Below are 22485 nucleotides of genomic sequence, written 5' to 3'. Positions count from 1 at the left end.
TAGGTAACAATGAGCTAAGGTATCTGTCGGCCGACGTCGACGGACGTACGCCCACCTCCCGAAGGAGCCCATGCGCCCCCACGACCAGTCCGACTGGACGCCCCCGCCCCGCGACTCCGCTCAGCCCAAGGAGCCCGCACAGCTGCGGCGGATCCTGCGGCTCTTCCGTCCCTACCGCGCCCGCCTCGCGCTCGTCGGCCTCCTGGTCGGCGCCGCCTCGCTGGTCTCGGTCGCCTCGCCGTTCCTGCTCAAGGAGATCCTCGACACCGCGATCCCGCAGGGCCGGACGGGGCTGCTCAGCCTCCTCGCCCTCGGCATGATCGCCACCGCGGTCCTGACCAGCGTCTTCGGCGTGCTCCAGACCCTCATCTCCACCACGGTCGGCCAGCGCGTCATGCACGACCTGCGCACCGGGGTCTACGAGCAGCTCCAGCGCATGCCGCTCGCCTTCTTCACGCGCACGCGCACGGGCGAGGTCCAGTCCCGCATCGCCAACGACATCGGCGGCATGCAGGCGACCGTGACGTCCACCGCCACCTCGCTCGTCTCCAACCTCACGGCCGTCGTGGCGACCGTCGTCGCCATGCTCGCCCTCGACTGGCGGCTCACCGTCGTCTCCCTGCTCCTGCTGCCCGTCTTCGTCTGGATCAGCCGCCGCGTCGGCCGTGAGCGCAAGGCGATCACCACCCAGCGCCAGAAGCAGATGGCCGCCATGGCCGCGACGGTCACCGAGTCCCTCTCGGTGAGCGGCATCCTGCTCGGCCGCACCATGGGCCGCGCCGACTCCCTGGCCAAGTCCTTCGCCGAGGAGTCCGAGCGCCTCGTCCACCTCGAAGTGCGCTCCTCCATGGCCGGACGGTGGCGCATGTCCACCATCGGCATCGTCATGGCCGCCATGCCCGCCCTGATCTACTGGGCCGCCGGCATCGCGCTCCAGTCGGGCGGCCCCGCGATATCGCTCGGCACGCTCGTCGCCTTCGTCTCGCTCCAGCAGGGCCTCTTCCGGCCCGCCGTGAGCCTGCTCTCCACCGGCGTGCAGATGCAGACCTCGCTCGCCCTCTTCCAGCGGATCTTCGAATACCTGGACCTGCCCGTCGACATCACCGAGCCCGACGAGCCCGTCCGGCTCGCGAAGGTCCGCGGCGAGGTGGGCTTCGAGAAGGTCGAGTTCCGCTACGACCCCGAGGGCCAGGCCCGCCCGACCCTCGACGGGATCGACGTCACGGTCCCCGCCGGCGGCAGCCTGGCCGTCGTCGGTCCCACCGGTTCCGGGAAGTCCACCCTCAGCTACCTCGTGCCCCGGCTGTACGACGTCACCGGCGGCCGGGTCACCCTCGACGGCGTCGACGTGCGCGACCTCGACTTCGACACCCTGGCCCGTGCCGTCGGCGTCGTCTCCCAGGAGACGTATCTCTTCCACGCCTCCGTCGCCGACAACCTCCGCTTCGCCAAGCCGGACGCCGCCGACGAGGAGATCGAGGCCGCCGCGCGCGCCGCGCAGATCCACGACCACATCGCTTCCCTCCCCGAGGGGTACGACACCCTCGTCGGCGAGCGCGGCTACCGCTTCTCGGGCGGCGAGAAGCAGCGCCTGGCCATCGCGCGCACGATCCTGCGCGACCCGCCGGTGCTCATCCTCGACGAGGCGACCAGCGCCCTCGACACGCGTACCGAGCACGCCGTGCAGCAGGCGATCGACGCCCTCTCGGCCGGCCGCACCACCATCACCATCGCCCACCGGCTCTCCACCGTCCGCGACGCCGACCAGATCGTCGTCCTGGAGGCGGGCCACATCGCGGAGCGCGGGACGCACGAGGAACTGCTCGCCCGGGACGGGCGGTACGCGGCGCTGGTGCGCAGGGACGCCCGGGCCGCCGTGACCGGCGCCGCCGAGGGCCGTGACGAAGGCCGCACCCGAAGCGAACAAGCGAACGTGGGAGCGGTTGTTCCCCAGAACGTGTGATCGTCTCGGGATTCGTTGCCCAGCTCCCGTACGGCATCGGAAGATTACGGAGTGCGAGCGACGGGCTGCAGACCGCGACCGCGCAGTCCCACTGATGTACCTGTACGAGGAGAAGCACCACCATGAACGTCATCACCGATCTGCTCGCCGGCGTCTTCCACTTCCTGGGTTGGCTCGTCTGACGATCGCAGTGCCCGGCGCCGTCGGTTCCCCGTCCCAGGGGACCGGCGGCGCCGCCGCGTGCGGGGCTCCCCGGAATCCTGTGCGACGCGGGTTAGCGTGCGCCCATGACGTACCGGCAGGCGTCACCGTACGCACAGCCCCGCCGCCCCCGCCGCCCCTCACTTCCCCGTTCACCGCGGTCCCCCCGGCCGCCCCGCCGCTCCCGTCTCACCCGCCGGGGCCGCCTGGCGCTGCTGCTCGGCGCGGTCGTCGCCGTGGCCGCGGCGATCACCGTCCCACTCCTGCTGCTCCCGGGCGAGGAACCGGCGGTCGAGCAGCCCCGTACGCTCCTCGTCCCGGAGGGCTGGCGGTCGGCGCAGGTCTACACGGCCGTCGACCGGGCGCTCGGTCTTCCCGAGGGGACGGCACGTAAGGCCGCGACCGCGCCCGGCGCCGCCCTCCCGCTCCCCTCCGCGGCCGGGGGCAACCCGGAGGGCTATCTCTTCCCCGCCACGTACCCGGTCGTGGCCGCCTCCACCCCGGAGGGTCTCCTCCGCTACATGGCGCAGACCGCGGGTGAACGGTTCGGCACCGAGCGGATCGCCGAGGGTGCCAGGGCGTACGGGATGAGCGTCTACCAGGCGGTGACCGCGGCCAGCATCGTGCAGGCGGAGGCCGACAGTCCCGAGGACATGGCCAAGGTCGCCAGGGTCGTGCACAACCGGCTCGCCAAGGGCATGGCCCTGCAGATGGACTCGACCCTGAACTACGCGCTGGGCCGCAGCACCGTCGACACGACCGTCGCGGACACGCGGATCACGAGCCCGTACAACACGTACGAGCGCAAGGGCCTCCCGCCGACGCCCATCGGGAACCCGGGGGAGCAGGCGGTGGACGCGGTGATCCGCCCGGCGGACGGGGACTGGCTGTACTTCGTCACCGTGGCCCCGGGGGACACCCGCTTCACGGCCGACTACGCCCTCCACCAGGAGAACGTGGCGGAGTTCAACGCGAACCGGCGCGCGGCACCCGCCGGCTGAGGGCCGCGCCGTATGCACATGCGCCCGATTGCGTCGGCCGGTCCGCGCCGGCCAGTCCGCGCCGGCCGGTCCGCGGGTCAGCTCGTCGGCACGGCGACGGCAGGTGCGGCGGTGGTCTCGCGGGTGAGCAGGCGGCGGATGTCGGTGACGGCCGCGCGGCCGGCCCGGTTGGCGCCGATGGTCGAGGCCGAGGGGCCGTAGCCGACGAGGTGGACACGCTCGTCCCGGACGGCGCGCGTCCCCTCGACGCGTATGCCGCCACCCGGTTCCCGCAGGCGCAGCGGCGTCAGATGGTCGATCGCGGCACGGAAGCCGGTCGCCCAGAGGATCACGTCCGCGTCCACGGTCCGCCCGTCGTCCCAGGCCACCCCGGTCGGCGTGATCCGGTCGAACATCGGAAGCCGGTCCATCACACCGCTCGCGCGGGCCTTTCGGATCGCGTCGTTGAGCGGGAGGCCGGTGACCGAGACGACGCTCTGCGGCGGCAGTCCGAGCCGGACGCGCTCCTCGACGAGCGCCACCGCGGCGCGGCCCTCGGCCTCCCCGAAGGGGCCCTCGCGGAAGACGGGTTCGCGCCGGGTCACCCAGGTCGTCTCCGCGGCTACCTCGGCGATCTCCATGAGGTGCTGGGTCCCGGAGGCCCCGCCACCCACGACGATCACCCGCTGCCCGGCGAACGCCTCCGGGCCCGGGTAGCCGGAGGTGTGCAGCTGGCGCCCCCGGAAGGTCTCCTGGCCCTGGTAGCGGGGCCAGAAGGGGCGGTCCCAGGTGCCGGTGGCGTTGATCAGGGCACGCGTCGCGTACACGCCCTCCGAGGTCTCGACCAGCAGCCGCCCGTCGCTTCCGTGCCCCCGTCCGTCGCCGCTGCCGTTACCGTCTCCGTCGTCTCCGTCGTCTCCGTCGTCTCCGTCGCGGACGGCGGTGACGTCGACGGGCCGGTGGACGCGCAGATCGAAGGTCCGCTCGTACGTGTCGAAGTACGCGCCGATCACCTCCGAGGAGGGGCGCGCGGGGTCGGCGCCGGTCAGCTCCATGCCGGGCAACGCGTACATCCCGTGCACCTTGCCGTACGTGAGGGACGGCCACCGGAACTGCCAGGCGCCGCCCGCGTGCGGGGCGTGGTCGAGCACGACGAAGTCCCGGTCCGGTTCCAGGCCGGCCCGCCGCAGGTGGAAGGCGGCCGAGAGGCCCGCCTGTCCGGCGCCGATGACGACGACATCCACCGTCCGGGCGTCCGCCGCCCCGGCTCCCGCGACCGCTGCTGCACCAATTTCGTTCACGGTTCCACTAACTCCGCGAAAGCCCCGGATCTTCCCGGCGGGCCACGAGTCCGCGCGCCACCAGCTCGGGCGTCACGCCCTCGCCGAACCAGTACGCCTCCGGCGTGCCGGTCGACGAGGGTGCGGCCGTCGCCGCCGGGCGGCAGGAACCAGTGCAGGTGGACGGTCATCAGGAGGCCTTTCCGTCAGCGCGAAGGTGCGCCTCGGCGGTCGTGGGCGCGGAGTGGGCACGCGCGCACGACGGGCGAGGCGAGGAGATGGGGAAGCGGGGAGGGGGTGAGGAGGCGTCAGCGACCGCGGCGATACGCGGCGGAGGCCACTCACAGCAGGTCGATGTGACCGCGCGTCGTGAGCAGGGCTGTACGCACCATGGCGCGAACGTAGCCGCGACGGCGGAGCGGGGGCAACGGGGTTGGTGCCGGGGCGTGGGCCGGACGGCTTGGCCGGAATTCGCCTTGTGTCCGGCCGCTGGACCCCCTTTTGCGGTCAGCTAAGGTTAGGCTAACCTTCGGGGCGTGCAAGCAGGCGAACAGACCTCCGCGGCCCCGGGCCCCCACGGTCATGAACTCTCGGCCATGGGTGTCACCGTGGCGTACGACGGCGTCGACGTCGTCCACGACGCGGCGATGACGCTTCGCCCCGGCGAAGTGACCGTCCTCGTCGGCCCGAACGGCAGCGGCAAGTCGACGCTGCTGCGCACCATCGCGCGCCTCCAGCAGCCGCGTACCGCCACCCTCGTCCTCGACGGCGACACCGACGCGCTCGCCCTGAGCCCCCGTGAGTTCTCGCGCCACGTGGCCCTGCTCACCCAGGGCCGTCCCACCCCCAGCGGCCTGACCGTGCGCGACGTGGTCGAGTTCGGCCGCTACCCCTACCGGGGACGCTGGGGCAAGGCCGACCCCGGCGGCCGGGAGGCGGTGGACCGCGCGCTCGCCATGACGGGCGTCACGGAACTCGCGGAGCGCGGAGCCGAGCACCTCTCCGGCGGCCAGCTCCAGCGCGTCTGGCTCGCCGGCTGCCTCGCGCAGCAGACGGGCGTGCTGCTGCTCGACGAACCCACGACCTACCTCGACCTGCGCTACCAGGTCGAACTCCTCGACCTCATGCGCGATCTGGCGGACGACCACGGCATCGCCGTCGGCGCCGTCCTCCACGACCTCGACCAGGCCGCGGCCGTCGGCGACCGGATCGTCCTGCTCGAAGCGGGACGGATCATCGCGGACGGCGACCCCGAGGACGTACTGACTCCCGAGCGGCTGACCGCCACGTACGGCATCCGCATCGACGTAGACACCGACCCCCTGACCGGACGGCTGCGCACGCGCGCCGTCGGTCGGCACCACTCGCGAAGCGAAAGGCTCAGCAGCACCTCATGAAGCGCCTCCTCCTCACCACGGCGATCGCGACCACCGCGGCCCTCGCTCTCACCGCCTGCGGCACCACCGAGCCCGCCGCCGACGACGCCAAGAAGTCCGCCGAGCCCATCACCCTCACCGACTCCACGGGCGAGAAGGTCGAGCTCGACGGCCCCGCCAAGAAGGTCGTCGGGACCGAGTGGAACGTCGTCGAGCACCTCATCACCCTGGGCGTCGACCCGGTGGGCGTCGCCGACGTCAAGGGCTACAAGACCTGGGACACCGCCGTCCCGCTCAAGAACGAGCCCAAGGACATCGGCACCCGCGGCGAGCCGAGCGTCGAGACCGTCGCCTCCCTCAAGCCCGACCTCATCGTCGCCACCACCGACCTGCCGCCGGCCGCCGTGAAGCAGCTGCGCAAGGTCGCCCCGGTCCTGACGCTGAAGGCCGCCGACGCCGCCGACCCGATCGGCCGCATGAACGCCGACCTCGACGCCATCGCCAAGGCCACCGGCACCACGCAGAAGTCCGAGGAGCTGAAGAAGCAGTTCCAGGCGAAGCTCGACGAGGGCAAGAAGAAGCTCGCCGACGCCGGTCTCGCCGGCACGAAGTACGCCTTCGCCGACGGCTACGTGATGTCCAACCAGGTCTCGATCCGCCCCTACACCAGCGGTTCGCTGATCGGCGCGGTCAACGAGAAGATCGGTCTGAAGAACGCCTGGACCGTGAAGGGCGACCCGGCCTACGGTCTCGGCGCCACCGACGTCGAGGGTCTCACCAAGCTCGGTGACGTCCAGTTCGCCTACGTCGCCAACGACGGCGACGCCTCCAGCACGCCCTTCACCGGCGTCCTCGCCAAGGACAAGGTGTGGACGTCCCTGCCGTTCGTCAAGAAGGGCGACGTGCACCGACTGCCCGACGGCATCTGGATGTTCGGCGGCCCCCAGTCGATGAGCAAGTACGTCGACTCCGTCGTCACCGCCCTGACGAAGTAACACCATGGCCGTCACCGCAACCACCCCCGCCACCCGTCCGCCGACGGCCACGTCCCGGACGGGCGCGGCCCCGGTGACGGCCGCCCTGGTCCTCCTCGTCGCCGTCCTCGCGCTCGTCGACATCACCCAGGGCACAGCCGAGGTCGGCGCGCCCGAGGTGTGGAAGGCGTTCACGGGCCAGGCCGATCCGGCCGACGCGTCCGTCGTCATCGCCTCCCGTCTGCCGAGGATGACCGCCGGCCTCCTGGTCGGCGCCGTCCTCGGCATGGCGGGCGCAGCCCTCCAGGCCGTCAGCCGCAACGTCCTCGCCTCGCCCGACACCCTCGCCGTCAACGCGGGCTCCTACTTCGCGCTCGGTCTCACCGCCGCCTTCGGCCTCTCGCTGCCGCTCTTCGCCTCCTCGGCCTTCGCCTTCGCCGGCGGTCTCGCGGCGGCGGCCGTCGTCCTCGTCCTCTCGGGCCTGGGCGCCGGAACGGTCCGCCTGGTCCTCGCGGGAAGCGCCCTCACCCTCGGCCTCACCGCCGTCACCGAGGGCCTGCTCCTGCTGTTCCCCCGGCAGACCGAGGGCCTCTACCAGTGGAACCAGGGCAGCATCAGCCAGAGCGGCTTCGACGGCGTCCTGCAGATGGCCCCGATCGCCGTCGCCGGCCTCGTCGGCCTGCTGCTCCTCGCGCGGCGGGTCGACGCCCTCGCCCTCGGCGACGACGCCGCCCGCGGTCTCGGCGTGCCCGTCCGGGCCACCCGGATCACCGCCGTCGTCCTCGCCGCCCTGCTCTCCACGGCGGCCGTCACCCTCGCCGGACCCGTCGGTTACGTCGGTCTCTGCGCCCCCGCGCTCGTCCGGCCCCTCACCCGCAGATTCCGCGGGTTCACCAAGTCGCGCGGCTTCCTGCCCGCCGCCGGACTCACCGGCGCCGCCCTCGTGCTCGGCTCCGACGTCCTGCTGCGTGTCCTCGTACCGTCGGACGTCGTGGTCTCCGTACCGACCGGTGTCGTCACCAGCCTCGTCGGCGCCGTCTTCCTGATCGTCATGGCCACCCGCGTACGGGACACCGCCGGAGCCACCGCCTCCGAACGACTCCGCATCAGGAGCCGGGCCCGCTTCCTCACCGTCACCGCCGTCCTGGTGGCCGTCGCGATCGGCGTCGCCGTCGCGGGCGTCCTCCTCGGCGACAGCAAGCTGCTCCTGGGTGACGTCGTGAACTGGCTCCAGGGCCAGGCCGGCCGGACCGTCACCTTCGTCCTCGACACCCGGGTGCCCCGCGTCCTCGCCGCCCTCTTCGCGGGCGCCGCGCTCGCCCTGGCCGGCACCGTCGTCCAGGCCGTCACCCGCAACCCCCTTGCCGAGCCGAGCATCCTGGGCATCTCCGGCGGCGCCGCGCTCGGCGCCGTACTCCTCGTCACGACCGTGCCCCTGGCAGGCTCGTGGGGCATGGCCGGCGCCGCGTTCGCGGGCGCCGTCGTGAGCTCGGTCCTCGTCTTCGGGCTCGCCGCCCGGGGCGGGTTCCAGCAGAACCGGCTCGTCCTCGTCGGCTTCGGCGTCGCCACGGCCGCGGCCGCCCTGATCAGCCTCATGATCATCCTCACGGACCCCTTCAACGCGACGAAGGCCCTCACCTGGCTCTCGGGCTCCACCTACGGGCGGTCCATGCCCGACGTGGTCCCCCTCGTCGCCGTCCTTGCCGTGGGTACGGCCGTCGCGGTCGCCCGGCGCACCGAGCTCGACCTCGTCTCGCTCGACGAGGACACCCCGCGCCTCCTCGGCCTCGGCCTGGGCCGCGCCCGCCTCGGCTTCCTGGCCCTCGCCGTCCTGCTCACCGCCACCGCCGTGGCCGCCGCGGGCACGATCGGCTTCGTGGGACTCGTGGCCCCGCACGCGGCCCGCGCCCTCGTCGGCCGGCAGCACGCCCGCGTCGTCCCGGTCGCCGTCCTCCTCGGCGCCGTCCTCGTCTGCACCGCGGACCTGGTGGGCCGCACCGTCATCGCCCCGGCCCAGCTCGGCGCCGGCCTCATGACGGCCGTGATCGGCACCCCGTACTTCCTCTACCTGCTGGTACGCAACCGGGGATAGCGGCAGGGAACTCCACCGGTCGCGGCTGAGGAACCGCGACCGGCGGTGGGCCGAAGACCTAAGCTGCCATCCGGCACAGGTCCCGACCCAGGAGCGCACCTCATGTTCGACCGCGACCGGAAGCACCCCTACCCCGACGCCCTGCGCGCGGACGCGGCGCCCGCGCCGCACGCGCTCCTCGCGCCGGTCACCGGTCTCCTGGGCACCTGGACCGGCCGGGGCCGCGGCTCGTACCCGACGCTCGCCGAGGAGTTCGCGTACGAGCAGGAGGTCACCTTCAGCCACGACGGGCGCCCCTTCCTCCGCTACGAGGCCCGCGCCTGGATCGTCGACGCCGACGGCGCCCCGCTGCGGCCCGCCGCCCGTGAGAGCGGCTGGTGGCGCATGCAGCCCGACGGGCGCGTCGAGGCGCTGATCACCCAGCCCACCGGCATCGCGGAGATCCTCGTCGGCGGCGCGGCCGACGGAGGGATCGACCTCACCACCCACCAGGTGGCGCTCACCCCCGCGGCCAAGGAGGTCACCGCCACCCGGCGCCGCTACACCCTCACCGACGGGGACACCCTCGACTTCCGCCATGACCTCGCGGCCGTCGGACAGCCTCTCCAGTACCACCTTTCGGCACAGCTCCGACGCGAGAACGGGAACTGAATCCATGCGGCGTGCGATCGAGGACGACCCGTACCTGTGGCTGGAGGAGGTGTCCGGCGAGCGCGCGCTCGCCTGGGTCGCCGAGCGGAACGCCGAGACGGCCGACACCCTGGCCGCCGACCCCGGATTCGCGCCGCTCAAGGAGCGGGTGCGCGACGTCATGGACGCGGCCGACCGCATCCCGTACACCGTCCGGCGCGGCGCCCACCTCTACAACTTCTGGCGCGACGCCGAGCACCTGCGCGGCGTGTGGCGCCGCACCACCCTGGAGCAGTACCGCAAGGACGCCCCCGATTGGGAGGTCCTCCTCGACGTCGACGCGCTCGCCGAGGCCGAGGGCGAGAAGTGGGTCTGGGACGGGGCCCGCGTCCGCCGCCCCGAGCACGACCGGGCGCTGGTCCGGCTCTCGCGCGACGGCGGGGACGCCGTGGTGGTCCGGGAGTTCGACCTCGGCACCCGGCGCTTCGTCGACGACGGCTTCCGGGTCGCGGAGGCGAAGACCCGGACCGGCTGGATCGACGGCGACACCGTCTTCGTCGGTACGGACACGGGGCCCGGTTCGCTCACCGACTCCGGCTATCCGCGCCAGGTCCGCAGGTGGCGGCGGGGCACACCGGTGGAGGACGCCGAGCTCGTCTTCGAGGCCGGGCAGGGCGACGTGTCGGCCTGGGGCTACCGGGACGACACCCCCGGCTTCGAACGCGACTTCGTCGGCCGTGCCCTCGACTTTTTCCGCAGCGAGACGTACCTCCTGCGGACCGACTCCACCCTCGTCAGGATCGACGTCCCCGAGGACGCCGTCGCGTACGCCCACCGTCGGCACCTGATCGTCACCCTGAAGTCCGACTGGCTCGGGCAGCCCACCGGCTCCCTCCTCGCCTTCGACTTCGACGCCTTCCTCGCGGGCGACCGCACCCCCGAGGTGCTGTTCACCCCGGACGAGCGGACGGCCCTGGCCGGGCACGCGTGGACCCGCCACCACCTGATCCTGGAGACGATGCGCGACGTGAGCACCCGCATCGAGGTGCTCACCGCCACCCCCGAGGGCGGCTGGACCCGCGAACCGCTCGTCGGCGTACCAGAGCTGTCCGCCGTCAGCGTCGTCGACACCGACCCCGACGTCTCCGACGAGTACTTCCTCGACGTCTCGGGCTTCCTCCAGCCCTCGACCCTCCACCGCGGGGTGATCGGCGGCGACACGGAGATCCTCAAGCAGGCCCCGGAACGCTTCGACGCGTCGGGCCTCACGGTGCGGCAGCACTTCGCGCCCTCCCCGGACGGGACGAGCGTGCCGTACTTCGTCATCGGCCCCGACCACGCCGCCACCGGCCCCGGCCCCACCCTGCTCTACGGCTACGGCGGCTTCGAGGTCTCCCTCACGCCCTCCTACGCCTCCGTGACCGGCCGGGCGTGGCTGGAGCGCGGCGGCACGTACGTCATCGCGAACATCCGGGGCGGCGGCGAGTACGGACCGGACTGGCACCAGGCCGCCCTGGGCGCCGACCGGCCGCGCGCCTTCGAGGACTTCGCGGCCGTCGCCGGGGACCTCGTCACGCGGGGCGTCACCACCCCGGCCATGCTCGGCGCCTCCGGGGGCAGCAACGGCGGCCTGCTCATGGGCGCGATGCTCACCCGCCACCCCGAGCTCTTCGGCGCGATCGTCGCCCAGGTGCCGCTGCTCGACATGACCCGCTTCCACAAGCTCCTCGCGGGCGCCTCCTGGATCGCCGAGTACGGCGACCCCGACGACGAGGCCGATCTGCCGCACCTCCTCGACATCTCCCCGTACCACCGCCTCACGGCGGACGCGGCCTACCCGCCGGTGCTCCTGATGACCTCGACCCGCGACGACCGCGTCCACCCCGGCCACGCCCGCAAGACGGCGGCGCGGCTGCGGGAACTCGGCCACCGGGTGCTGTTCCACGAGAACACCGGCGGCGGACACGCGGGCGCCGGGGACAACGAGCAGGCCGCGCACAACAGCGCCCTCGTGCACACCTTCCTGTGGCAGCGGCTGGCCGGCCCGGCCGCAGACTGACCGACGCCTCTTCCGGACGGCCCACCGGGCCCGGCGTCACAGCCAGCCGTGACGCTGGGCCTGGAGGGCCATCTGGAACCGGCTGGAGGCCCCGAGCCGGGCCATCAGGATCTGGATCCGGCGGAACAGCGTGCGGCGGCTGACGCCGAGCTCGCGGGCGATCACCTCGTCGCTCGCACCACCCGCGAGCAGCCACAGCAGACGCCGGTCGGCGGGCGGCAGCCCGCCCGGGCGGGCCGTGTGGCCGTGAAAGGGCAGGGCGTTCTGCCAGGCCTGCTCGAAGAGCGCCACGAGTGCGGAGAGCAGCCCGCAGGGCTGGACGACCAGCATCGTGTTGTGGACGTCCGCCTCCCTGATCGACAGGGAGACCAGCGCGTACGCGTCGTCGATGACGACCAGCTTGACCGGGACCGACGGCAGCACCCGCGCCTGCTCGCCCGCCTCCACGCACGGCTCGATGGCCGACTCCAGATTGCCCGGCAGCTCCAGTGACTCCCGCGAGTACACGACACGCTGCGTCACCCCGCGGGCGAGGGTCGCCAGCGCGTCCTCGGTGGCCTCGGGCAGCGGGAAGTACGGCGGGGAGTCGAGCTGGCGGATCTGCCGGCGGGCACTGGCCCAGGCCTGCCGCATCCGCAGGCCGATGGCGTCGCCCGTGACGACCTCCACGAGATGGTCGGTGTCACCGGCGAGCCGCTGCCTCCGGAACGACTCGAAGGCGCTCCCGACGGTGATCCGGGACTCGTCGAGCTCGGCGGCCCGGTGCCGGCCGAGGATCTCCAGACCCGCGGCGGGCGGCACGGGCGCCACGACGGCCCCGCCCTCCGCGGCGGCGCTCGCGAGACCGGCGTCGACGAGGGCGCCGTACGCCTCCGAGAGCGCGGCGCCCTCCACACCGGCCGCCGAGCCGACCGCGCTCAGCGGCGCGGGCGCCAGCTCCAGGAGCTCCAGATAGACCCGGACCGCTTCGTCACCGATCCCGAGGAGCCGCAGGGCCTCTCCGAGCTTCGCATTCGCCATGGGCCGCATTATCGACGGCCCGCCCGCCCGCCCGCACCCATGGGACAGGCGCCTGATGGCCGATCTGTGCCACTGGCGGTCCTGGGCACCCAGCGGGCTCCGCGCGCAGTACTGTCCGTGAGCCGCCGGTGACCGGTGGCCGGAGACCCCCTCCGAAAAGAACCGAGAAGAAGGTGCATCGCATGGCGAAGCGTCGAAAGAACGGGCTCTACGACGGCGTCTCCGCGGAGCTCTCCGCCCTGATGCGGACGGGCTGGGCGGACACCGAGCGCCACGGCCTGGAAGCCGACGAGCAGGCTCCGTACGCGGCCGCCCGGCGCGCGGCCCTCTCGGCGCTCTTCCCGGGCGAGCGCCTGGTGATCCCGTCGGGCAACCTCAAGACCCGCTCGAACGACGACACCTACCCCTTCCGCCCGTACACCGGCTACGTGCACATGACCGGCGACCAGGCCCGCGACGGCGCCCTCGTGCTCGAACCCCGCGCGGACGGCGGCCACGACGCCTACTGCTACCAGCTGCCCCGGGACAGCCGCGACAACGACGAGTTCTGGATCGGTTACTCGGCCGAGCTGTGGATGGGCCGCCGTCGCTCCCTCGCCGAGGCCGAGAGCGTCCTCGGGCTGCCCTGTCGCGACGTCCGCACGATCGCCGCGGACCTGGCCGCCGCCTCCTCCGAGGTCCCCACCCGGATCGTGCGCGGTCACGACCCGGCCCTGGAGGCCGCCGTCACCACCGAGGAGGAGCGCGACTACGAGCTGGAGGAGGCCCTCAGCGACCTCCGGCTCGTCAAGGACGACTGGGAGATCGGCGAGATGCGCAAGGCGGTGGACTCCACCGTGCGCGGATTCACCGACTGCGTCTCCGAGCTGTCCCGGGCGATCGCGACCTCCGAGCGGTGGATCGAGGGCACGTTCTTCCGCCGCGCGCGCCTGGAGGGAAACGCCCTCGGCTACGGCTCGATCTGCGCCGCAGGCGAGCACGCGACGATCATGCACTGGACGGACAACGACGGACCCGTCCGCCCCGGCGAGCTGCTCCTGCTCGACGCGGGCGTGGAGACCAACTCCCTCTACACCGCCGACGTCACCCGCACCCTCCCGATCAGCGGCACCTTCAACGACGTGCAGCGCAAGGTGTACGACGCGGTCTACGAGGCCCAGGAGGCCGGCATCGCCGCCGTCAAGCCGGGCGCCCGGTACCGCGACTTCCACGAGGCGTCCCAGCGCAGCATGACGGCGAAGCTGGTCGAGTGGGGCTTCATCGAGGGCCCCGTCGACCGGGCGTACGAGCTCGGCCTCCAGCGCCGCTTCACGATGGCCGGCACCGGTCACATGCTGGGCCTCGACGTCCACGACTGCGCCCACGCGCGGAACGAGGAGTACGTCGACGGCCTCCTGGAGCCGGGCATGGTCCTCACCGTCGAGCCGGGCCTGTACTTCCAGCCGGACGACCTGACCGTGCCCGAGGAGTGGCGCGGCATCGGCGTCCGGATCGAGGACGACCTCGTCGTCACCGAGAACGGCAACGAGAACCTGTCCGCCGGCCTGCCGCGCTCCTCGGACGAGGTCGAGGCGTGGATGGCCGAGTTCGCGGGCTGACAGGCCTGGCAAGCCCGACGGGCCTGACGGGCTGACAGGCCTGACGGGCCCGGTCGGCGGACGCCCGCCCCCTTCCCGCTATGACTCCGGGTCCTCGTAGAGGGCGAAGAGCCGCGGGAGGGGGGTGCTGCCCTCCGGTGCGGGGTGGTTCGCGAGCGCGGTCCAGCACGTCGCCATGAGGTGCCGGGCCCGTGTGCCCGGCCAGGCGCGGGGGAGGAGCTCGGCGGGCAGCAGCGGGTCCGGTGTCATCGCGTACGAGAAGGCCGCGGCCAGCCGGACCGCGAGGCTCAGCCGCTCGGCGGACGCGAGGGGTTCCGCGCGGTCGAGGCGGTCGAGACAGGACCGGGCGAAGGCGGCGAGGACGTCGTGACGGGCGGCGATCTCGTCCAGGGGCCAGAGCGAGGCGGCGAGGGCCGGCGCTCCGGCGACCCCGCCGACGCGGAGGTCGGTGCTGGTCAGACAGGTCAGCGAGGCGGCGATGCCGAGGTGTTCGGCCCGCGCCTCGATGAGCGGCCCGATCGCGTGGGCGCACACGTACAGACCGCCCTGGAGCGGCGCGGCGCCCAGGTGCAGCAGGGTGTCGCGGAGCGCGTCGCGGGCGGCCCGCTCGGCCTCGGGGACCGCGAAGGCGAAGAGGTGCCACACGCCGTCCCAGGGGGCGAGCCCGTGGTCCTGCCGGTAGGCGAGGCGGACGTGCGCGGCGTCCGGGGCGAGCGCGCCGGTGAAGTCGGCGACGGCGCGGAGGACCGCCTTGCGGCCACGGCCCTCGTGGGTGAACCGTCCCTCCGCGACGAGCCGCTTCACGCAGAGCCGCACCTGCTGGTCGGTCATGCCGAGGAGGCCGGCCACCGTGTAGAGCTCACCGGCGTCCACGGTGCCGTCCTCGCGGACGAGGGCGTGGACGAGGGTGCGGGTCGGGACGTTGACGGCGCCGGCATCGCCGGTGGTGCCGGTGCGGGTGTGGGTGCCGGTACCGGTGTGGGTGTGGGTGTGGGTGTGGGTGTGGGTCTCGGTCATCGGGTCTCCTGGCCGGGGGACGCGTCGGCCGCCGTGACGGGCCGGTGCATGGTGGTGACGGCGGCGAAGCCCATGAGCCCGCGCAGGTACGGCGTCCGCTCGGTGTGGACGGCGATGAAGCCGTGCCGCTCGTAGAGGGCACGGGCCCGGGGGTTCACGTCGATGACGTCGAGCCGGATCCGGCGGCAGCCGGACTCCGCGGCCACGGCCGCGATCTCGCGCAGCAGCAGCGTGCCGATGCCCGCGCCGCGGTGTCCGGGGTCGACGGCGATACCGTCCATCACCAGCTCGCCGCGGGCGGGCCTCCGTTCGAGGAGCGCCAGCAGGGCCACCCGGTGGAGCCCGCGCAGCATGCCGTACGCCGACAGGACGTCCCCCGCCCCGCCGCCCAACAGGCCTCGTCCGTCGAGCCGGTAGCCGGCCACGCCGGCCACCTCGCCGCCGACGAGGGCGGTGACGGCGCGGTCGTGGTGGAGATGAGCGGCGAGGAAGGCGCGGGCCTTGTCGGGCGGGTCGAGCGCGGCGCCGAGCTTCCGTCCGAAGGCCTCCCAGTAGAGCGCGGCGACGCGCGCCGCGCTGCCCTCAGGTGCGCCCCGTCTCACCACAGTAGTCGTCACCCTAGTAACGTTCGCTCTCGGTACGATCGTTTGTCAAGCGATAGATTATCGCATTCGATCGTGCGTACGGATCAAGGCGTCCGGACGGCCCCTAGCGGCCCGCGAATTCACCGGTTCAGGTGACAGGGGTCGAGGCGAAACGTCCCTCCCGGCACGAACGCGGCCACGCTCGACGGGACACATGGACCCACCCTGTGGAGCGTCCGATGCAGTTGATTCCCCGTCACGACCCGCACCTCGTCGTCCGCTCGACCGGCGGACTCACCGTCGCCGTGCTCCACGGCGAGCTCGATCTCGTCCTGGTGCGGCATCTGAGGCCCGAGCTCGACGCCCTCGTCAGGGAGTCCGACGCCCTGACCGTAGACATCCGCCGTCTCACCTTCTGCGACGCCACCGGTCTCGGCCTGCTCGCCCACTGTGCCGGGCGCGTCCGGACGCGGGGCGCGCGCTGGCGGCTGATCTGCGACCAACCGTGGATCCTCCGGCTCATCCGCCTGACGGCGCTGGGCGAGCTGCTCAGCCCCGAGGCAGCGGCGGCGGGGGATCAGCCGGCCGTCCGGCCCTCCGAGCCCGGGGTGACGAGCCCGGTCTCGTAGGCGGCGATGACCGCCTGGGCCCGGTCGCGAAGGCGGAGCTTCGACAGGATGCGGGCGACGTGCGTCTTCACCGTCGCCTCGCTCAGCCTGAACCGCGCGGCCAGTTCGGCGTTCGTGTGGCCGCGCGCCAGGGCTTCGAGGACCTCCAGCTCGCGCGGCGTGAGCGTGGCGAGGTCGCGGTGCAGGGGAGCCGTGCGCTCTCCGGCCCCGGCGAAGCGCTCCACGAGCCGGCGCGTGATCGCCGGCGCCAGCAGGGCGTCCCCGGAGCGGACGAGGCGGACGGCGGCGGTGAGGTGCTCGGGAGTGACGTCCTTCAGCAGGAAGCCGCTCGCGCCGGCGGCGAGCGCCGCGTACACGTACCGGTCGAGGTCGTACGTGGTGAGGACGACGATCCTCGGCGGCGCCGCCTGCTCCGCGAGGATGCGGCGGGTGGCCTCCAGGCCGTCGGTGCCGGGCATCCGGATGTCCATGAGGACGACGTCGGGCCGGGTCCTGCGGACCGCGGAGACCGCCTCGTCGCCGTCGGCGGCCTCCGCGACCACCTCGATGCCGTCGGCGGCGAGGATCATCCGGAAGCCGGTCCGCACCAGGGCCTGGTCGTCGACGATCACGACGCGCGGTGCGTCGGTCGCGGTCACGGGGCCTCCAGAGGGATCACCGCGCGGACCCGGTAGCCCCCGCCCGGGCGTTCGCCCGCGTGCAGGCTACCGCCGTAGAGCGCGAGCCGCTCGCGAAGGCCGAGCAGGCCGTGGCCGCCGCCCGGATCCGACTTCCCGGGCCGCCCGCCGGTGTCGGTGACCTCCACCTCCAGCCGGCCGGAGCCGTACTCCACGAGGACGGAGACCCGGGCGCCGACCGCGTGCCGGACCACGTTCGTCAGCGCCTCCTGCACCACGCGGTACGCCGCGAGGTCCACGCCCGCCGGCAGCGCGACCGGCGCGCCCCGCACCTCCACCTCCACCGGCACCCCCGAGGAACGCATCCGGTCCGTCAGCTCCGTCAGCCGGTCGAGACCCGGCTGCGGGGCGAGGTCCACGTCGATCGCCGGGTCGGGACCGTCCGCGGCCATCGTCAGCAGCCCCATCACGTGCCGCAGTTCCGCCATCGCCGCCCGCCCGGCCTCCTCCACCGCCCGGATCGCCTCCCGGGCCTGGTCGGGAGAGCCGTCGAGGACCATGCGCGCGGCACCGGCCTGGATGGTCATCATGCTCACGTTGTGGGTGACCACGTCGTGCAGCTCCCGGGCGATCCGGGCCCGCTCGGCCTCCACCGCCTGCCGCAGCGCCGCCTCCTGCTCCGCCCGCTGGGCGCTAGCCCTCTGCCGCCACAGATGGACGCCGTTCGTGGCCAGGGCCAGGGGAAGCAGGACGAGGATCAGCACGAGGCCGTTGTCCACGTCGGGGACCAGGGGTACGACCGCGTACAGGACGGCCCCGACCGCGAGGGAGGCCAGGACGGCCTTCCGGTGCGGGCTGTACATCGCCGCGCTGTACGCCGCCACGAGCCCGGACACGAAGGTGATCTTCGTCGCGTCGGGCGAGACGTCGCCGAGGTGCAGCAGGACGGCGGCTCCCGTCACCACCCAGTAGACGCCGAGGGGGAACCGGCGCCGGAGCACCAGCGGCAGCGCCGTGAGCAGGGCCGCCAGCACCTCCCAGGTGTCGACGGGCGGCAGGACGTGCTCGACGGCGGACACGGGATGCGGCGGCGTCTCCCCGGAGACCGGGGGCGTCGGTGGGGACGGCGGAAGGGACTCCACCGGCGGTACCGGAGATGCCGGCGGCACGGGCTCCACGGGCGATACGGGCTCCACCGGCGGTACGGGCGGTACCGGAGCTTCCGGCGGTACGGGCGGTACCGGTGGTTCGGGCGGTACCGGTGGTTCGGGCGGTACCGGTGGTTCGGGCGGTACCGGTGGCACCGGAGCTTCCGGTGCCACCGGTGGCGCCGGCGTGAACGGCTCGCCGGTCGACGAATCCGGGGCAGGGAAAGGCGCCGTGGGGTCGGCCGGGTTCGGCAGCACCTCCACGTACGTGCGGTTGAGGTCGCCGATGGCCGTCGCGATCGCGAGCGACACGGCGAGCAGTGCGTCGCCCGCCCACGCCCAGCGGGACAGCGGGGGCGGCGCTCCCGGGGCCCACGGCCCGCGTATCCGGGCGGTCAACGTCTCGTACCTGATCACCGGGACAGTGTGGCAACAGCGGCGGGAGGGCGAATCAGCCCGTGGGCCCAGGACCGCGCTCCGGAGGCGTACATCGCCGGGATGACGCGCTCCGGCCTCCGCCGCACACGGTACGGAGCTTCCGCACAGCGGCCGACGCGCGGGCGGGGCGGCCGCTCCTAGCGTCGGAGCCGCGCCGCCGGACGGGCCGTACGGACCCCGGCGGCCGAACCCGTCCCCGTACACCGCATCCCGTCCCCGACCGAACCCTGGAGCGCTCATGCACGAGCCCGACCCCGCCCACCTGATCGACCTGAGCGACGTCGGCAGGACGTACGACGACGGCCCGGCCGCCCTGAGCGGACTGAACCTGCGGGTGCGGCGCGGCGAGGCGCTCGCCGTCCTCGGGCCCTCCGGCAGCGGCAAGTCGACCCTGCTCAACCTCCTCGCCGGGCTCGACCGTCCCAGTACCGGCCAGGTGACCGTGGACGGGCTGCGCGTCGACCTGCTGAGCGAGGCCGCGTGCGCCAAGTACCGGCGGAGCCACGTCGGCATGGTCTTCCAGTTCTTCAACCTCCTCGACGACCTCACCGTCCTCGACAACGTGCTGCTGCCTGCCCAACTGGCCGGGACCGAGCGGGCGGGGGCGGCGGCCCGGGCCGGCGAACTCCTCGACCGGCTGGGCATCGCCCGCCACGCCCGCGCCCACCCCGGCCGCCTCTCCGGAGGCGAACGGCAACGGGTGGCCGTCGCCCGGGCACTGATGAACCGTCCGCCGCTGCTCCTCGCCGACGAGCCGACCGGCGCCCTGGACAGCGCGTCCGGCGCGGACGTCCGCGAGCTGCTGCGCGAGCTCAACGCCGAAGGGCAGACCATCGTCCTCGTCACCCACGACCTGGCCCTCGCCGAGGCGTGCGCCACCCGCACGATCGAGCTGGTCGACGGCCGGATCGCCCGGGACGTCACGGCGGCGGTGATCCGATGAGCGCGGACCGGCGGCGCGGCGGCGGGGCCCTCGGCCGGGTCGTCCGGGCCGGGGTCGGGCGGCGCCGGACGCAGACCGCCGTGATGGTCCTGACGACCCTGCTCTCGGTCGCCGCGGCCGTCCTGGCCGGCGGACTCCTCGTGGCCTCCGCCGCACCCTTCGACCGGGCCTTCGCCCGGCAGCACGGGGCCCATCTGACCGTGGAGTTCGATGCCTCCGCCGTCACCAGGGACCGGCTGGCCGCCACGGCGCGGGCACCCGGCGTGGCCTCGGCGTCCGGTCCCTTCGCCCTCGTCTCCGTACGCCTGCGGGGTGAGGGGCCCGTGCCGCCCGGCTTCGAACCGCCGCCCCTGACCGTGGCCGGCCGGTCTCCCGCCGACGGACCGGTGGACGCGGTGAGCCTGGACGAGGGCCGGTGGGCCCGCTCGGCCGGGGAGATCGTCCTGGAGGCGGGGGCCCTGCCGCCGGGCCTCGTGCTCGGCGACCGGGTGACGGCCGGCACGGCCGGACTCACCGTGGTCGGCATCGCCTCGACCGCGGGCGCGAGCGCCGACGCCTGGGTCGTACCCGACGGGCTCACGGCCCTCCCCGGAGCGCGGCAGCCCGCGCTCCAGATGCTCTACCGGCTGACCGCGGCCGGCACCCGCGCCGAGGTCGAGGCGGGGAGGCGGGCCGTCGCCGCCGCCGTCCCGGCGGGCGCGGTCGCCGGTACCCAGTCGTACCTCGACGTCCGCGAGGCCGCGCAGGAGAACACGGGGGCCTTCGTCCCCTTCGTCGGCGCCTTCGCCGTCCTCGGCCTCGCGATGTCCGTCCTCGTCATCTCCGTCGTGGTGAGCGGCGCCGTGAGCGCCGCGACCCGCCGGATCGGCATCCTGAAGTCCGTCGGCTTCACCCCGCTGCAGATCGGCCGGGCCTACGTCGCCCAGGCGCTGCTGCCGGGCTCGGTGGGGGCGCTCCTCGGAGTCGGCCTCGGCAACGCCCTCTCCGTGCCCCTCATGGCGGAGGTGGCCGCGGCCTACGGGACCGGCGTCGAGCCGATCCCCCTCTGGGTGGACCTCGCGGTGCCGGCCGCCGCGCTGGCCGTGGTGGCCGTCACCGCCTTCGGCCCCGCGCTGAGGGCGGCCCGGCTGCCGACCGCGACGGCCCTCCGCGTCGGCCCGGCCGCCGGCGGTGCCCGGGGCCGCCGGATCCGCGGCCTCCTCGGACGGCTCCCGCTGCCCCGCCCGGTCACCCTGGGGCTCGCCGCGCCCTTCGCCCGGCCCGCCCGCTCGGTGACCACCGCCGCGGCCGTGACGTTCGGAGCCCTCGCCGTGACCTTCGCGGTGGGACTCGGCAGCACCCTCGTCGCCGTGAAGACCGACGGGGATCCCAACCGCGGGGGCGACGTGACCGTCCGGACCGTGGCGCCGCCGGGCCCGGGCGAGCAGATGCCCGGGAAGCCCGCCGACCCGGCGGCCGTGGCGGCGGCGACCGCCGCGCTCCCCGGGACCGGGTCCGTGTACCGCACCTCCCGCATGCACATCGGCGTGGCAGGGCTCAAGGGCGGCGCACCGCTCGTCGCGTACGAGGGCGACACCGCGGGCAGCCGGCACACGATGGTCGACGGCCGATGGTTCGAGGCCCCGGGGGAGGCGGTCGCCCCGACGCGGTTCCTGCGCGCCACGAACCTGCGGGTGGGGGAGTCGGTCACCCTGTCCGAACAGGGGCGCACGGTCCGCGTCCGGCTCGTCGGCGAGGTCTTCGACCTGGGCGGCAACGGCATGGTCCTGCGGACGGCCGCCGCCTCCGTCGCCCCGCTCGACCCCCGCTACATGCCCGCCGTCTTCTCCGTCACCGTCGCCCCCGGCACGGATCCCGGCGAGTACGCGGAGCGCCTGAACGCCGCCGTGTCGCCGCTCGGCGCTCGGGCCGCCGTGACCGAGGCGGGCCGGTCGAGCGTCATCCGGGCCATGCAGGCGCTGATCGTCATGCTCACGGTGATGCTGGTCGTGGTGGCCTGCCTGGGGGTGTTCAACACGGTAATCCTCGACACCCGCGACCGGGTCCGTGACCTCGGCGTCTGCAAGGCCCTGGGCATGACCCCGCGCCAGGCGGTCGCCCAGGTCCTCACCTCGGTCGCCGGCATCGGCCTCGTGGCGGGCGTGGTCGGCGTCCCGCTGGGCGTGGCCCTGCACCGCTGGGTGATGCCCGCGATGGGCCGCGCGGTCGGCACCACGATCCCGCCGGCCGACATCGACGTGTACGGGGCGCCGCTGCTCGCGCTCCTCGCCGTCGCGGGCGTGGTGATCGCGACGGCGGGCGCGCTGCTCCCCGCGGGCCGGGCGGCCCGCACGAGCACGGTGAGCGCCCTGCGGGCGGAGTGACCGGACGGCGGCTCGCGGGGGCGGTCCGGCCCCCGCGATACCGTCGCGGCATGTCTGAAGTCCGGTTGACCACGCCTTCCTTCCTCGTGCTCGGCATCATCGACCACCTGGGCGAGGCGAGTCCGTACGACGTGAAGGTCGAGGCCGCGCGAACCGTGGCCCCCTTCTGGTCGATGCCCCACGCGCAGGTCTACGCCCAGTGCGACCGGCTCCTGGAAGCGGGGCTCCTGTCGGAGGTGCGGCAGTCCGGTGGCCGGAATCGGCGCCTGATGAAGCTGACGGAGGAGGGGGCGGCGGCCCTGCGGAGCTGGCTCGCCGACTCCTCCTTCGTCCCCGTCGAGGCCCGCGAGCGCGGCATCCTCAAACTGTGGTTCGGCGCCAGTCCGCGCGTCCACGCCCCGGTCCAGGTCGAGGAGCACCGGCGGACCCTCGGAGAGTACGAGGAACTGGCGGAGGGCGTCGGCGAGTTGCTGACGCGCGGGCAGCGCGAGGCGCTGGAGTTCGGCATCCGGTACGAGCGGATGATGGTCGACTTCTGGCAGTGGGTGGAGACCCGCGAGCCCTGAGCGGCCA

General features: G+C 73.8%; 18 protein-coding genes and 1 pseudogene. 12 read left to right on the top strand and 7 right to left on the bottom strand.

Annotated elements, in window-relative coordinates; genetic code table 11:
* The first annotated feature begins 70 nt into the window (after positions 1–70).
* Both IE124_RS19655 and mltG read left to right on the top strand, forming a co-directional pair.
* Positions 71–1963 (top strand): ABC transporter ATP-binding protein, encoded by a 1893-nt coding sequence (locus IE124_RS19655; protein WP_189509116.1) that lies wholly within the window; start codon positions 71–73, stop codon positions 1961–1963.
* A 287-nt stretch (positions 1964–2250) separates the two neighbouring features.
* Positions 2251–3165, top strand: a complete 915-nt coding sequence (gene mltG / locus IE124_RS19650) for an endolytic transglycosylase MltG (RefSeq protein WP_189509115.1) — start codon at positions 2251–2253, stop codon at positions 3163–3165.
* Between the two features lie 77 nt (positions 3166–3242).
* Here the strand turns inward: mltG and IE124_RS19645 are convergent, their stop codons facing one another.
* Together IE124_RS19645 and IE124_RS34970 are read right to left on the bottom strand one after the other, a co-directional pair.
* Entirely contained in the window at positions 3243–4445 is a 1203-nt protein-coding gene (locus tag IE124_RS19645; protein WP_229832603.1) for an NAD(P)-binding domain-containing protein, read from the bottom strand.
* 50 nt (positions 4446–4495) lie between these two features.
* Positions 4496–4615: pseudogene (locus IE124_RS34970) on the bottom strand (LLM class flavin-dependent oxidoreductase); the annotation flags it as partial.
* A gap of 345 nt (positions 4616–4960) precedes the next feature.
* Between IE124_RS34970 and IE124_RS19640 the strand changes: the two are divergent.
* The 5 genes from IE124_RS19640 to IE124_RS19620 all read left to right on the top strand — a co-directional run bounded on the left by IE124_RS19640 (position 4961) and on the right by IE124_RS19620 (position 11555).
* Positions 4961–5821: an ABC transporter ATP-binding protein gene (locus IE124_RS19640; protein WP_370468784.1), complete on the top strand. Its 861-nt coding sequence runs from the start codon at positions 4961–4963 to the stop codon at positions 5819–5821.
* Positions 5818–6795 carry an ABC transporter substrate-binding protein gene (locus IE124_RS19635; protein ID WP_189509114.1) on the top strand — a complete coding sequence of 326 codons (978 nt, stop codon included), beginning with the start codon at positions 5818–5820 and terminating at the stop codon, positions 6793–6795. Before IE124_RS19640 ends, IE124_RS19635 begins: the two co-directional genes overlap by 4 nt.
* A gap of 4 nt (positions 6796–6799) precedes the next feature.
* The gene (locus IE124_RS19630) at positions 6800–8866 is read left to right on the top strand and encodes an iron ABC transporter permease (protein ID WP_189509113.1); all 2067 of its coding nucleotides are present in this window, start codon (positions 6800–6802) and stop codon (positions 8864–8866) included.
* Positions 8867–8968: 102 nt separating this feature from the next.
* On the top strand, positions 8969–9517 hold the full coding sequence (locus tag IE124_RS19625) for a nitrobindin family protein (protein ID WP_189509112.1): 549 nt from the start codon (positions 8969–8971) through the stop codon (positions 9515–9517).
* A 4-nt stretch (positions 9518–9521) separates the two neighbouring features.
* Positions 9522–11555 carry a prolyl oligopeptidase family serine peptidase gene (locus tag IE124_RS19620; RefSeq protein WP_189509111.1) on the top strand — a complete coding sequence of 678 codons (2034 nt, stop codon included), beginning with the start codon at positions 9522–9524 and terminating at the stop codon, positions 11553–11555.
* Between the two features lie 36 nt (positions 11556–11591).
* On the opposite strand, the gene IE124_RS19615 is transcribed toward IE124_RS19620, so the two are convergent.
* The gene (locus IE124_RS19615; protein ID WP_189509110.1) at positions 11592–12575 is read right to left on the bottom strand and encodes a helix-turn-helix domain-containing protein; all 984 of its coding nucleotides are present in this window, start codon (positions 12573–12575) and stop codon (positions 11592–11594) included.
* A gap of 182 nt (positions 12576–12757) precedes the next feature.
* Here IE124_RS19615 and IE124_RS19610 point away from each other — a divergent pair, with 182 nt between their 5' ends.
* Positions 12758–14173 (top strand): aminopeptidase P family protein, encoded by a 1416-nt coding sequence (locus IE124_RS19610; RefSeq protein ID WP_189509109.1) that lies wholly within the window; start codon positions 12758–12760, stop codon positions 14171–14173.
* 78 nt (positions 14174–14251) lie between these two features.
* Here IE124_RS19610 and IE124_RS19605 read toward each other — a convergent pair whose 3' ends face one another.
* Together IE124_RS19605 and IE124_RS19600 are read right to left on the bottom strand one after the other, a co-directional pair.
* Positions 14252–15190 (bottom strand): PaaX family transcriptional regulator C-terminal domain-containing protein, encoded by a 939-nt coding sequence (locus tag IE124_RS19605; protein ID WP_189509108.1) that lies wholly within the window; start codon positions 15188–15190, stop codon positions 14252–14254.
* Positions 15187–15807 (bottom strand): GNAT family N-acetyltransferase, encoded by a 621-nt coding sequence (locus tag IE124_RS19600; RefSeq protein WP_189509107.1) that lies wholly within the window; start codon positions 15805–15807, stop codon positions 15187–15189. The genes IE124_RS19605 and IE124_RS19600 overlap by 4 nt, the downstream gene beginning before the upstream one ends.
* 206 nt (positions 15808–16013) lie before the next feature.
* Here IE124_RS19600 and IE124_RS19595 point away from each other — a divergent pair, with 206 nt between their 5' ends.
* Positions 16014–16403, top strand: a complete 390-nt coding sequence (locus tag IE124_RS19595) for an STAS domain-containing protein (RefSeq protein ID WP_189509106.1) — start codon at positions 16014–16016, stop codon at positions 16401–16403.
* Here the strand turns inward: IE124_RS19595 and IE124_RS19590 are convergent.
* Together IE124_RS19590 and IE124_RS19585 are read right to left on the bottom strand one after the other, a co-directional pair.
* Positions 16352–17041, bottom strand: coding sequence for a response regulator (locus IE124_RS19590; protein ID WP_189509105.1), 690 nt, complete (start codon positions 17039–17041; stop codon positions 16352–16354). The genes IE124_RS19595 and IE124_RS19590 overlap by 52 nt on opposite strands.
* Positions 17038–18585 carry a sensor histidine kinase gene (locus IE124_RS19585; protein WP_229832601.1) on the bottom strand — a complete coding sequence of 516 codons (1548 nt, stop codon included), beginning with the start codon at positions 18583–18585 and terminating at the stop codon, positions 17038–17040. Before IE124_RS19585 ends, IE124_RS19590 begins: the two co-directional genes overlap by 4 nt.
* A 259-nt stretch (positions 18586–18844) precedes the next feature.
* On the opposite strand from IE124_RS19585, the gene IE124_RS19580 reads away from it, so the two are divergent.
* From IE124_RS19580 to IE124_RS19570, 3 genes are read left to right on the top strand one after another with little or no spacing between them, the layout of a single operon-like run.
* Complete coding sequence (locus IE124_RS19580; RefSeq protein WP_189509103.1) at positions 18845–19549, top strand: ABC transporter ATP-binding protein; 705 nt, start codon at positions 18845–18847, stop codon at positions 19547–19549.
* Positions 19546–21912: an ABC transporter permease gene (locus IE124_RS19575; protein WP_189509102.1), complete on the top strand. Its 2367-nt coding sequence runs from the start codon at positions 19546–19548 to the stop codon at positions 21910–21912. Before IE124_RS19580 ends, IE124_RS19575 begins: the two co-directional genes overlap by 4 nt.
* 50 nt (positions 21913–21962) lie before the next feature.
* The gene (locus IE124_RS19570) at positions 21963–22478 is read left to right on the top strand and encodes a PadR family transcriptional regulator (RefSeq protein WP_189509101.1); all 516 of its coding nucleotides are present in this window, start codon (positions 21963–21965) and stop codon (positions 22476–22478) included.
* Positions 22479–22485 lie beyond the last annotated feature (7 nt).

This window comes from Streptomyces narbonensis, from assembly GCF_014649015.1.
In the GTDB taxonomy this organism is placed as follows: domain Bacteria; phylum Actinomycetota; class Actinomycetes; order Streptomycetales; family Streptomycetaceae; genus Streptomyces; species Streptomyces narbonensis.
Note: the sequence above shows the minus strand (reverse complement) of the source record. Positions and strands in the feature narration are given on the sequence as shown.